The organism is Aliiglaciecola sp. 3_MG-2023 (genome assembly GCF_030548205.1).
In the GTDB taxonomy this organism is placed as follows: Bacteria; Pseudomonadota; Gammaproteobacteria; order Enterobacterales; family Alteromonadaceae; genus Aliiglaciecola.
Map to the genome: position 1 here is coordinate 66,543 of NZ_JAUORV010000018.1, position 13,701 is coordinate 80,243.

Here is a 13,701-nt window from a genome sequence, read left to right on the forward strand (position 1 = left end):
GTGTGCAAACCCTAATTAGAAAGTAACCGATGCTTCAGCGATTATGCCGTCCCATTCAGCTCCGCCAATGGCACCAAACTCGGTAGCTCCACCACCAGAGAATTGTTCTTCTTCTTGTTTTACATATTCAACTTTAAATAAGGTTGAATCATTCATCCACCAACCGGCGCCAACCTGCAATCTTGTTGCATCGTTTTCTGTTGAGATTCCTTCGCTATCGTTTGTAGATTCTTGATATCGCACCGCTATATAGGTGCTGGCGGATATATCGTATTTACCTTCAATTGACCAAAATGCCATTTCTGACTCTTGCTCAATATAGTCTGTCTGCAAGCTACCTTGACCGCTTGCCCAGCTATAATCATCAGTGGCTTTGCCGTATAACGCATGGATCATGAAGCTATCTGTTTTATATTGCACATCGGCTTGCCAGATGAATGCATCAACACCCGGTATTATCAAAGTATGAGTACCTCTAGCACTAACTGGAGTACTGGCGAACTGATAGTTATCGCCATCACCTAAACCTATTGCTGAACCAAATGCTTTACCGGTTACAGCATCGATATCGTGATTGGTTTTAAATGTACCCGCGCCGAAAGAAAGCCCGCTATTGAAATTCAGTGTACCCCGTAAACCGTAATTGTAACCGCGACCATCACTAAAATCAGCAAAGAAGTCAGGGGTCGATACAACTGCGTCCCATGTAATCTTTGTGTCGTTAGAAATATCATGAACACCATAAACCCAAACACCTTCTTCAGCGGTGATCATATCAACTAAGCCGTTCCCAACAAAGGGGTTGGCCTGCACTGCTGCTCCATCTGAATAACGTAAAAACGTTTGGGTTGTAGCAATCAGATTTCCTAAACGTAAGCCCATGGTATCGTTCATATCGAATTGAATCCAAGCTAAATCCTGCGAGATGGCAGCACTACCGTTATTCCAATCATTTGGTTCTTCTGCAAGCTCTGCAAATATGGACACTTTTTCAGAAACCTGAGCATTAATGTTCAATGCAAAGCGCAGGCGATGGAAGCCAGAGTCAGATTCAGCGTCCGCTGGATTTACTGCGGCTCCATCAACCTCCATGCCTGTCTGCCAAGACTGCATTACTGCGCCGCTAAATTGAATTTTACTTGTATCAGCAGCGAAGGCTTGGCTAGCTAATATAGAGCTTAGAATCGCTGATGCGACTTTTAATTTTTTAAATTTAATTTTCATGATAATTTTCCCATTGTATTGTGGCCTGTGAATGGTTAGCCATCGACTATTTCGCAATTCGCATGCCATGCTTTTTACATTTCAGTAACAAAATAAATTCAATTGAAACAATGGGTTATGGTTTTTGTTGAAAATTTGAGGTGACGCTTTTGTCGCAAAGTTGCATTAGCTATGCGACAAGTGAATGATACCTGTGTTAACCGTAGATTGAATGGATTTTAAGTAGCGAAAATAGCCAACGGAAGGTACGTCGGCTATTTTCAAACAAAGGGGATCGAGACTAATTGAGTGATCTAGAAAGACGGTGTTTTTCTAGTTGTTAACTAATAGATTTCATTCGGTTGAACGATGTTATATTTACGCATTTTTCGATAAACAGTGGAGCGGCAAATATTCAGTTCTTCAGACACTTGAGTAATATTCCAACGGTACTTTTTGAGGGTCTCTAGCAAATGAAGCCCTTCCTGATTTCCCACATAATTTGAAAGCGTTTTGTTTTGCTCAACTGGATCTTCAATAGGTTCTTTCTTTTCTAATTGTATGTTGGTACTTACTATATCTTTGGGTAGGCAATCTGCTTCAATTCTATTGTCTTCAGATAAGGCTTCAGCGAACTTGAGAGTACTCACTAACTGGCGGATATTGCCAGGCCAATGATAACTATGCAGAATACTTCGAGCTTGTTCGGAAACTTGGATCTCTTGTTTTGAATTTAGATTATTTAAGAGGTAATTAATTATGAAGTCTTTATCTTGTCTGTCTCTCAAGTTTGGTAGCTCGATAGACATACCATTCAAACGATAATAAAAATCCTCCCGAAACAGTTTTTGCGCTATTAATTCCTGTAAATTTTGATGAGTAGCTGAGATTACTTGAATATCAATATGCGTGGGTTCAGATGCGCCAAGTGGGATAGTTTCTCTTTCGGCTAGAACTCGCAATAAACGAGTTTGCAATTGAATCGGCATATCTCCAATTTCGTCCAGAAATATAGTGCCTCCGTGGGCCAGTTCCAATTTACCTTTCATGCCTTTTTTATTCGCACCTGTAAAAGTACCACTGCGGTATCCGAACAGTTCACTTTCGATCAACGATTCTGGAATCGCCGCACAGTTTAGGGCAATGAAAGGTCCATCACAACGGTCACTGGCTCGATGAATTGCGCGCGCAAATGCTTCTTTTCCTGTACCTGTTTCACCTGTAATCAGGAATGGAATATCTTTATTAATCACCCGCATTATTTGTTTGATTTGCAACTGTGCAACTGGATCTTCTCCTGCTAATTGTTGCAGGGTCGGGTGGGCTTTCATGGCTAAACTTTCGGTAGGTTTTCGTTCAGTTAGGGCGTGCACACTGTTTAATTTAGCTGATGGAACACGCAAGCCAATCTCGATTTCCTCTAGCATCTTAGGAGAAAAGCAACGAACGACTACGCCGCCACCTTTGCTTTTTGTAAGCAACTCATCAATCGACTGACCAACAATATCTTCTATTCGACTACCGGGAAGTTGTTGACTGGCTGGCAACAATGAATCGTATTCTGCAAAAGCAGAACGATTTGCCCCAACAATGATACCTCGTTCATTCACTGCTAATAGTTGCTCTTGAATCAGATCAGCAAAGCTCTCTGTTGGTTTAATACTCATTGTGACTTGATTGCGATATGCCTGTCGAAAATAACTATTTTCAATCATTCGCCCGTACATCATCACCATTTGTAAGGTTAGAAATTGGTTTTCTTTATTTTTTGAAGCACCTATGCAAGAGGCATTCAAGCAACCTCTTAACTCACCCATGGGATCAAAAATAGGGGTCACTGAGCAGCTCAACTGACTTTGCTCGGCAAAAAAATGTTCGTGTTGGTGAACGATAATTGACTCTTTTTCAGCTAAACAGGTTCCAATTCCATTAGTGCCAACTTGCTTTTCTGACCAACCTGCGCCAATTCTTAACCCTGATTTTTGGCAACGATCACGTAAACTTCCTGGTAGTTTCGCATCCAATGTAAGCCCGTTTTCATCCGTCAGCACCACTGAAAAACCCGCATTGGAAATACGTTTTGCCAAGCCAGTTACGCCGTGTTTAGCGATATTTAAAAAATCTTCTTGTCGTTGCAGTTCTTGCTGTAATTCGTGGCTAGATAAAATTTCTACTTCGCTTTGTTTATGCGGATCTAAGCCATATTTTTGAATACTTCGCTGCCACGAATTGATAATTGTTTCGCTTGGTTGAATATCTCTTTCTTGGAAATTTCCAGTCATAAAAGCGACAACGTCATTGCTCGTTTTTAGCTGAGGTGCATGGTTCATTTTTCATTCTCCAACACAAACGCAATCATTGTTAAAAGAGCGGGTAAAACTCTTTTAAAAATGACTTTATTAATTTAGGTTATCTTTTCACCATAACACCTAATTTTCAAAATGTTTAACAATTTTTTGACAATAATTAAAAATGCGAATTAGCTGAAAATAGGTGTCTCATTTTCGCATTTCTGCTGCAACACTTGTGTACTAATTAAAAACAAACGTTTTTGGGTCAGAAAACGCAAAGAATAGTTATTCAATTAAATCAACATCTTACGGGTTTTTGTTAATTTAAATGTTATTGGCATGTTAATTGATTCATAAGTTCGCCAATCAAAAAATTAAACAGGGGCACGGATAAAAATGAAATCTACATTATTAAAAATGAAATATCTTAGTTGTTGCATAGGAGCTGCAGCGCTGGTATCCGCCTATTCGGTATCAGCAGCGAACCTGACAACCCTTAATAAAAAAATTGAAAACTATAAAACGGTTACCCACAAACGATTAGTTGAAGCTGCACCCCAAGACTGGTTGTTGCCCAAAGGTAACTACGAAGGTTGGATGTACAGCAAGCTTAAAGAAATCAATTCTAAAAATGTCAGTAAACTTCGACCGGTTTGGACTTATTCCACTAACTTGGACTCAGGTCATGAAGCGCCTGCCCAAATCAACAATGGTGTCATGTTTGTTTCTACGCCATACAACAATGTGTTGGCTTTGAATGCTAAAACCGGACAATTGTATTGGCGTTATAAGCATGACAATCCATATGATTTAAGTGTAATGCACAATACCAGTCGTGGTGTGGCGTTATGGGGTGACAAAGTTTATGTAGCAGGTCTAGATGGCACACTTAACGCCTTGGATGCGGCAACAGGTGAACGTTTGTGTCAAAGCCAAATTGGTGACTGGAGTATTGGTGCGTATATCACGTCTGCTCCAACTCCGGTGAAAGGCAAAATTCTTGTCGGTCCTTCTGGTGGCGAATATGGCGTACGCGGCTTCTTAGAAGCGATGGATGCTGAAACTTGTGAGACTGCTTGGAAAACTTACAGTGTTCCTGGCCCAGGCGAACCCGGTCATGAAACATGGAAGTACGAAGGAAAACGTCCTGATGCGTGGAAATATGGCGGCGGTAGTATGTGGATGCCAGGTAACTATGATGCAGACGAAGATATTCTTTACTGGGGTGTGGGTAACGGTTCACCTTGGTTAGGCGATCAACGTCCAGGTGACAACCTATACGTGGCGTCGTCAATTGCGATGGATCCCGACACCGGCAAGATTAAAGGGCATTACCAATACCACTATAACGATTCTTGGGATTGGGCGGCAATGAATGCACCTATGCTCATTGACGGTCTTAAAGATGGCAGAAAGAAAGTTAAAGGCTTAGTTTCTCCGCAACGTAATGGTTATATGTATTGGTTAGAAAGAGATGGTAAAGGCAAGATTGACTACCTCGAAGGCAAACCTTTTGTGGCAAATAATGCATTCAAATCATTGGATCCAAAAACCGGTCGTCCAACTTATGATTACGACCATGTTCCAGTCACAGGCAAGCGGGTTTCGTATTGTCCAAGTCTTTGGGGTGGGAAAAACTGGCCTTATGAATCCTATAACCCAGAAACTGGGATGATGTATGTACCTGCAAATGACAACATTTGTAATTCCTTCGAAGGTAAATTCCAAGACGATGTTGAACCTGCATCAGGTCAATTCTGGGCGGGTATCGATATTCCTGACTTAGATGTGTATTTGGCTGATCAGAGTAAAGGTGTTGGACAGATGCAAGCTTGGGATGTGAACAAGCGCGAAAAAGTATGGCAGCACGATTACGGCAAAACCATGAATTGGGGTCCTGTTTTATCTACCGCTGGCAATATTGTGTTTAGCGCTGGTACTAACGATCGCATGTTAAGAGCATTTGATGCCAAAACAGGCGAAGTACTTTGGGAATTCCCTTTAAACTCAACGGCAATTGCCCCTCCTGTCGCTTATGAAGTAGATGGTAAGCAGTACATTGCCATAACTGCTGGCTACGGTGTTGATCCACATTGGACCAATGGTGTTTTAGCCGCAAAAGACGAAAGTGGTGAGTGGATTTCAGATGTGCCAGAAGGCGGTGTCATCTGGGTATTTGCACTACCTGACGCTTAAAACGCTTCAAGGGGAGGCGAGTGTCTCCCCTTGCTTTCATAAACCAATAAAATAAAAAGTCTATTTAGCCTGCTGAAGTTCGAGGTGTAGCAATGAAAGAAAAACTAAATGATAAGCATGATGGTATCGAACAAACAGCATGCTGTGGTTGTGCCCAAACCAATCAAAATCAACCGACCGATAGCAAGAGACGCAATTTACTGAAGTATCTTGCTTTAGCCATACCCGCAGTGAACTGTTTCACTGGAAACACAGCATTAGCTGCTATCAAGAAAAAATCGCCCGAAAGTAAATTACCCCCACAAATAGGTGACCGTTTTACTTATTTTAGTAAGCGTTTACAGGGACCTTTGATCAAAATGTCTGATCTCACTGAGTTGGATAAGCAAGTGTTGGTGGTGCCTGTCGATCCTAAGACTGGAGAAGTGCGAGATGGCTCTCGTTACAACCAAATCCTGATTCAAAAATTGTCGAAAGATACGCTTTCAACGGATACACAGCAAATGTCTGCCGACGGAATTGTTGCTTACTCTGCCATATGCACCCACGCAGGTTGCCCAGTAACCGGGTGGGTCGAAGATGAAGGGAACTACATGTGCCCTTGTCACCAATCCGTTTTTGATCCTAAAGAAGGGGGTGGAGTGGTGTCTGGTCCAGCACCTAGGAAATTACCTGCCTTGGCATTAACGGCTGAAAACGATGAACTCGTGGTTGCCGCGGAGTTTAATAGCTGGATCGGGTTTGGTAAGCCTCCACCGCGGTAAATACGTTTAATCGATTAAAAGTAGACAGTTAATGTTATTCAATAAATAACCAAAGAGAGTTAATTATGAAAAAAGTCAGTATGAGTTTAATTGTTATTTCGCAAATGCTTTTCGGACTTGCTGCTTCAACGACTGTGTCGGCAGCGGCGAAACCCATAACAGGCGTGAGTTGTAATGGTGGTTTTTTCGTAAGAACCCCTGATAAACACATACATTGGATTGATGAAGAAACCGAAGAGCACGTTCAGGTTTATGATAAAAGTGACGACATTTATGCCATGGCGCAATGTGGAACTGGCGTGGTGACGGTTTTCGAAAAGCAAATCGATGGTGAGCAACAATATAATGCGACCTATAGTCCAAATTGTATGAACATTGGCAGTGAAAAAGGTTTGTCGTCACATATCTATCAAGGTAAAGAAAAGATAAACAAAATCGATGCAAAAGACGGCAAACTGGAGATTCGTTTTGTAAATAACACTTACCTACGGGGTGACACTTGTGCATCTGTTAGCGCAGGAAAATAAAGTGTTAAAGGGCGCTTTTGGGCACGTTGCAGTAGTTAAACAGCTAGTCTGTTTAGCTACTGCCTTTTTATTGTTAGTAAGTTGTACGGGCACAAAAAATGCCAATCAGGAAACGGATAATTCAGAACGATTGATGCTAAGGGCGGTTTTAAACAAGCTGGAACAGCAATATCCACTAATGCCTACGGTAATTGAAAAACCCACTTCTTCACCGCTTTTTACTTTAGGTAAAGAACTGTTTTTTAGCCGTTCATTAAGTGGTAACAAGGATGTTGCATGTGCCAGTTGCCATCACCCATATTTAGCTGGCGGCGATAAACTGAGTCTGCCTGTAGGTGAATCTGCTTATGATCCTCAATTACTTGGTCCGGGGCGTTGGCACGACTGGCAGTCTTCAGCAGATCCAAATGCTGACGGCTCGCCAAATGTTGCCCGTCACGCCCAAAGTACCTTTAATTCCTCACTCTATAATCGTGCGATGTTTTACGATGGTCGAGTTTTTGTTTTAGATGACGAATCTAAGCATGGCGGTAAAGGTCAAAACCACCGCACACCAGATAGTAATTTATGGCAAGGAGACATTGCAGCAGGCAATGATCTGTTAGCCAGTCAAACCCGTTTTCCGGTTGTTTCGAATGATGAAATGCGCGGCTATAGTTTTGCCACAGCGCAAACTCATGAAGGTATACGTGACGCACTTGTAGCAAGAATGAAACAACAAGATCAAAATCAGTCATGGTTAACTTTATTTCGGGCAGCATTTGGTGCACCGAATGCCAATGCCGATACACTGATAAATTTTAGCAATATTGAAAAAGCCATTTCCTATTACCAATCTACCCAAGTGCTTATTGATAATGATTGGTATGCCTATATCAAGGGTGATGAAGATGCATTAACAGACTTACAAGTTGAAGGGGCATTACTTTTTTTCAATCAGTCGCAACAAGGCGGGGCAAACTGTGTTGCTTGCCACACACCGCCGATTTTCTCTGATGAGCAGTTCCACAATATTGCTGTTCCTCAATTGGGCAAAGGTAAGCAACCTAATGGAGAAGATTTTGGCCGCCGAGGAGTCACTCAAAAAGACCGCGATAGATTTGCTTTTAGGACACCCACCTTATTGAATGTGACGGCAACTGCTCCCTATACCCATTCTGGAGCCTTCACTGATTTGTCTGATGTTATAGCTCATCATTTAGATCCCGTAGCTTCCCTCGAAAACTATGACTTTAGCTTTTCGAATAATCCACAAATGCGTTATGTGAGTGAGTTAAATCCGCAGGCCAAAGCGCACTCCCAAAAACCACTTAGATTTTTATTGGAACAGCAGAAACAAGGATTGAGTAAGTTACCGAGTGATGTAAATATGAATAACCATCAAATGGATGCTATTACCGCCTTTCTTGAAGCCCTTACTGATCCTTGTTTGCATAATCAAGAGTGCCTTGATGTTTGGGTACCAAATGAAAATGAAGCAGCACCCGATTCCTTGCGCTTAGTAGCGAAAATTGGTGAGTTTACTCCTCCTCCCAAACCTGTGGCCAGTTTGAGAAACGCCCTCATTACTAACACCCGCAGTGCAGTGCAGTCTTCAGCGCTCATCAAATCTATCATGCTTGAGTCTCATCTCGTCGGTTGCGAAGTTGCTGAGGTGGCTAAGCTTGATAATAAGCCCCATAAATTCAAAGAAGTGGCTTTAAGATCGGGGTTAACCAAGAGACATCATATTTCCTGGCCTCTTTACAATTTACAATCTGCGCAACGCCTAATTTTTAGCGGTGGTGTCGCCGCTGGTGATGTTGATGGCGACTGTTGGCCAGATATTTTCCAACCCACTGGAGATGCTTCAGCAGACGTTCTATACCGAAACAATCGGGATGGCAGTTTTAGCGATATTTCCAAACAATGGGGGATCACAGCTAAAGAGTTATCAAACGGTGTGGCCATGGTCGATATCGATGGCGACAACGATTTAGATATAATTACCTCGAATTTGATTCACCCTAATTTGTCCTCTGTGGCGGGTGAATTAAATGGTGTTCAACTTAGCCAGAATCCTACGTTATACATTAATCATGAGAATCAAAAATTTATACCAATTAAAAACTCAGGCATCGCTGCGCAATTAACCGGTTGGTCATTCGCTTTTGCTGATTTTGATTTGGACGGTGATTTAGATGCATTAACTACCCATTGGCGCGGTCCTGGGTTAGGTGGTAAACAGCCTAACCATTTATGGGAAAATGTTAGTACCGATTCTCATTTAGAGTTCGTAGCTGCGGATAAAAAAGCGAAGTTAATGGAGATGATCGGTAGCACCGACTTTACCTTTACCGGCACCTTCTCTGACATTAATGACGATGGTTATCCCGATTTGTTGATGGCCGCTGATTTTGAAACTAGTCAGGTGTACAAAAATAATCGCGATGGTCGCTTCGAAAATAACACCCACTTATCACAGATCAACGATAAAAATGGTATGGGCAGCGCTGTGGCGGATTATGACAATGATGGCGATTTAGATTGGTTTGTCAGCAGTGTGTCTGATCCTAATGGTATCGCCGAAGGAAACTGGGGAGTAGAAGGGAATCGTTTATACAACAATATTGATGGCCAATTTATTGATGTGACGGATGAAGCCGGAGTTGCCGAAGGTTTGTGGGCTTGGGGAGCATGCTTTGCTGATTTCAACAACGATCAATGGCCCGATATCTTTCACGTGAATGGTTTTGATATGGATAGTGAGTTACGCAAACACTTGGGTAGCCCCTATGCTTACATGAAGTTAAAACGTTCAATGCGGGAATTTGAAAACACCCCTAGTCGCTTGTTTATGTCAAACCAGGACGGTACTTTCAGTGAACAGAGTAGCGAGTTGGGTATCACCGATACCTTATCTGGAAGAGGCGTTGCGTGTTTAGATTACGACCGAGATGGCGATGTTGATATTTTAATTAGCAATCATCAAGATCGATTACTGTTATATAAGAATAATGCGTCTTCATCTGCTAACAAAGGGTTCATTCATTTGACCTTGCAAGGACTGGGTAAAAATAGCCAAGCCATAGGTGCAAAAGTATACGTGACAGCAAATGGTATAACCCAATTACAAGAGGTTCGCGCTGGTGGAAGTTTTATATCAAGCTCTCCGTCTGAACTGCATTTCGGTTTAGCTGATGCTAATATTGTCGATGAAATTCGTATTGTTTGGCCGGGGCCCAATATTCCTGAAAGCGTTCACCGCAATATCTCAATTAATAAGTTTTACACCATTAAACAAACCCAAAAGCTTGAAGGTGACAAAGATAGTGCGCCTCTTCAAGCAATGACAATATCTTCTAAAAATACAGATAACATCAGTGAGTAAATCATTCTAGTTCGCTAGCAGTTGTTATTAAAATCAAAGCTTTAAAATAGGAAAAAGTGAATGAGATTAGGTCAGTGTCATAATTTTCATGACTTTAGAAAACTTGCAAAAAAACGTCTACCCAGTCCCATCTTCGATTATATCGATGGCGGTGCTGATGACGAGGTTACTATGCAACGCAATACTCAAGCGTTTAATCAATGTGACCTTATTCCGAACGTTTTATCAGGCGTGCAAGACATCGATATGTCAGTTGAAGTGATGGGAACTAAATTACCTATGCCTGTCTATTGTTCGCCAACGGCTTTACAACGTTTGTTTCACCATCAAGGTGAGCGAGCAGTTGCGGCAGCGGCAGATAAATTTGGAACACTGTTCGGTGTGTCTTCTTTAGGTACTGTTAGCATGGAAGAAATCGCTGAAAAATTTAGCGCCCCTCAAGTCTATCAGTTTTATTTCCACAGAGACCGAGGCTTGAATCGGGTCATGATGGAGCGTGCCAAACAGGCCAATATCAAAATAATGATGCTTACCGTTGATTCAATCACCGGCGGTAATCGGGAAAGAGATTTGCGAACCGGCTTTTCTATTCCATTTCGGCTGAATTTGAAGGGGCTTTGGGAGTTTGCTTCTAAGCCAATGTGGGGAATTAACTACGTTACCCATGAAAAATTTTCTCTACCTCAACTAGACGCGCATATTGATATGAAAGGTGGTGCTAGCTCAATTGGTGGCTACTTTACTGAGATGCTAGATCCTTCTATGAACTGGAAAGATGTAGAGGAAATGGTGGCTTTTTGGGGAGGGGAGTTTTGTCTTAAAGGCATTATGAGTGTAGAAGATGCGCGTAAGGCGGTTGATATCGGTTGTACAGGTATCGTGGTGTCGAATCACGGTGGCAGGCAACTTGATGGCTCTAGAAGCTCTTTCGATCATTTGGCCGAAATAGTTGAAGCTGTAGGCGATAAAATTGATGTGTTATTCGATAGTGGCGTACAGCGTGGAACCCATGTTTTAAAAGCACTTTCTCTTGGCGCTAAGGCAGTTGGTATTGGACGGATGTATCTATATGGGTTAGCTGCCGCAGGACAGCCCGGCGTAGAGCGGGCCTTAGGATTAATGCGTACCGAGATTGAAAGAGATATGCGTTTAATGGGGTGCAAGAATATCCAACAACTAAGTACCAAGAACTTGCGCTTCAGATAAAACTGGGTGTCTCCTAGCAAATTTACAATTTAAAAAGGTGCGAAAATGAGTCGTCGAAATTTTAAGGTTAGATGCTGTAGTCTTGTCGCTATTGTTAGTAGTTGCACTTCCGCTTTCTCCTACGCTGAGTCACTGGAAATCGATGAAAGAATTACGGTAACGGCAACACGTCAGCCGTTAGCAATAACCCAAGTTGACAGTAGCGTTAGTATCATTGATGCAAGTGAGATTGAAGAGGTTGGACACCAACACATTAATCAAATATTCCACACCGTACCCGGTGGTTGGATAAGTCGTGGTAATGGACAAGAGCACTTAACCGCTATTCGTTCACCTGTTTTTACGGGGGCTGGTGGCTGTGGTGCATTCTTATTTGCGCAAGACGGTATTTCTTTAAGAGCTCCGGGGTTTTGTAATGCTAATCAATTGTTCGACGTAAACTCTGAACAAGCCAATAGAATTGAAGTGATTAGAGGGCCAAACAGTGTTTTTTATGGCTCTAATGCAGTGCATGGGCTAATCAATATTATGACTGCCGATGTTGAAAATGTGCAAAATTCAGTTTCTGCAGACGTTGGCGGATATGGTTTCCATCGACTCAAAGGCACGTTTAGTCAAGGCACATCAGAGGCGGGTTTTGCACTACTGGCGAATATTACGGATGATGACGGTTATCAAAATGACAGTGGCTTTAATCAGCAGAAAGTGGATCTTATTCATCAGCAATCTGTGGGGCGTTGGCAGGTTAAAAATGTAGTGAGTTATGCCAATCTAGATCAAGAAACCGCTGGTTTTATTCAAGGTGAGTTGAGTTACAAAGACGATGCTATGCGACGGGTGAATTTGAATCCAGAAGCTTTTCGAGAATCTAAGAGCTTTCGCGCTCACAGTCAGTGGCAAACAGAATTAGAACAAGGGGTTTTCAAACTGACGCCTTATGTTCGTTGGACTGATATGCGTTTTCTACAACATTATTTACCTTGGCAAGCTCTGGAAGAAAATAGTCAACAAAGTATTGGTGTTCAGGGCCAATATGAAAAACACTTTACAGGTGTAGAATTCATTTCAGGGATCGATGTCGATCTTACTAATGGCGAGTTAACGGAGTTTCAAGCTGACGATTTTTCGCCAACGATCCCCCAAGGTCTTCATTATGATTATGATGTAGACGCTACGCTTATCTCACCTTTTGTGCATACAAAATGGCGTATTGCTGAAAATACACAACTGAGTGTTGGCGCGCGCTTTGATATGACAAAGTACGACTACGATAATCACTTAACCGATGGTGATGTATGTGAAGTAGACGTAGAAAACTGTCGTTTTACCCGTCCTTCTGATCAAACTGTTGATTTTGAACAGTGGTCTTGGCGAGTAGGTTTATTGCATTCAATCACGCCTAATCAAACTATCTTTTCTAACTTAAGCAGTGGTTTTAGAGCGCCTCAAACTACAGAATTATTTCGTTTACAAAGCGGCCAAGAAATTGCCAATTTAGAGGCAGAAGAAGTGCTCTCAGTGGAGTTAGGTTGGAAAGCGTCGTGGCAAGGGTTTCAGGCAGAAGCAGTTGCCTATCAAATGGAAAAAGAAAATGTGATTTTCCAAGACACCCAAAGACAAAATATCAGCGAAGGCAAAACAATGCATACAGGATTGGAATTCAATTTCCGAGCAGCCTTGGCTGATAATGTTCAACTTGATGGCAATTTAGGCTGGGGGCGACATACTTATAAATCTGATTTGACCTTGTCAAATATCAATATTGAAGGAAATTACATTGATACGGCACCCAAAGTGTTGGCAGGAGCGAGAATACACTGGCAAGCAATGGCGTCGTTGAACTTCCGTTTAGAATGGACTCATATGGATGAATATTACCTCGATCCAGAAAACACCGCCACTTACGCTGGCCATGATTTGTTTAACCTACATTCAAGCTGGCAGATGAATGACAATATAAGTTTGGCATTGCGATTGAATAATCTTACTGATCGTGATTACGCAGAACGTGCAGATATCGCATTTGGCAATTATCGATATTTTGTTGGATTACCAAGAACCTTGTTCGCTAGCATTACCATTGGTTTGTAACACGGTCTTCAGGCCATGGATTTTCTCGGGGTATTTCTCGGGGCTAAAGCCAC

8 protein-coding genes are annotated in these 13,701 nt (G+C 42.1%); 6 read left to right on the forward strand and 2 right to left on the reverse strand.

Annotation, left to right across the window (positions count from 1 at the left end; genetic code table 11):
* Window positions 1–15 precede the first annotated feature (15 nt).
* Window positions 16–1,224, reverse strand: coding sequence for a hypothetical protein (locus Q4574_RS18155; RefSeq protein ID WP_303476210.1), 1,209 nt, complete (start codon window positions 1,222–1,224; stop codon window positions 16–18).
* A gap of 323 nt (window positions 1,225–1,547) precedes the next feature.
* A complete protein-coding gene (locus tag Q4574_RS18160; RefSeq protein WP_303476212.1) occupies window positions 1,548–3,533 on the reverse strand; it encodes a sigma-54-dependent Fis family transcriptional regulator in 1,986 nt (661 codons plus the stop codon).
* 357 nt (window positions 3,534–3,890) lie between these two features.
* Between Q4574_RS18160 and Q4574_RS18165 the strand changes: the two genes are divergently transcribed.
* The 6 genes from Q4574_RS18165 to Q4574_RS18190 all read left to right on the forward strand — a co-directional run bounded on the left by Q4574_RS18165 (window position 3,891) and on the right by Q4574_RS18190 (window position 13,648).
* Complete coding sequence (locus Q4574_RS18165) at window positions 3,891–5,690, forward strand: PQQ-dependent dehydrogenase, methanol/ethanol family (protein ID WP_303476214.1); 1,800 nt, start codon at window positions 3,891–3,893, stop codon at window positions 5,688–5,690.
* Window positions 5,691–5,782: 92 nt separating this feature from the next.
* Window positions 5,783–6,454 carry a ubiquinol-cytochrome c reductase iron-sulfur subunit gene (locus Q4574_RS18170; RefSeq protein ID WP_303476216.1) on the forward strand — a complete coding sequence of 224 codons (672 nt, stop codon included), beginning with the start codon at window positions 5,783–5,785 and terminating at the stop codon, window positions 6,452–6,454.
* Between the two features lie 65 nt (window positions 6,455–6,519).
* Window positions 6,520–6,981 carry a hypothetical protein gene (locus Q4574_RS18175; protein WP_303476219.1) on the forward strand — a complete coding sequence of 154 codons (462 nt, stop codon included), beginning with the start codon at window positions 6,520–6,522 and terminating at the stop codon, window positions 6,979–6,981.
* Window positions 6,956–10,351, forward strand: a complete 3,396-nt coding sequence (locus Q4574_RS18180; protein ID WP_303476221.1) for an FG-GAP-like repeat-containing protein — start codon at window positions 6,956–6,958, stop codon at window positions 10,349–10,351. The genes Q4574_RS18175 and Q4574_RS18180 overlap by 26 nt, the downstream gene beginning before the upstream one ends.
* A gap of 60 nt (window positions 10,352–10,411) precedes the next feature.
* Window positions 10,412–11,557: an alpha-hydroxy acid oxidase gene (locus Q4574_RS18185; RefSeq protein ID WP_303476224.1), complete on the forward strand. Its 1,146-nt coding sequence runs from the start codon at window positions 10,412–10,414 to the stop codon at window positions 11,555–11,557.
* Window positions 11,558–11,602: 45 nt separating this feature from the next.
* Window positions 11,603–13,648 (forward strand): TonB-dependent receptor, encoded by a 2,046-nt coding sequence (locus tag Q4574_RS18190; RefSeq protein ID WP_303476227.1) that lies wholly within the window; start codon window positions 11,603–11,605, stop codon window positions 13,646–13,648.
* The last annotated feature ends 53 nt before the right edge of the window (window positions 13,649–13,701 follow it).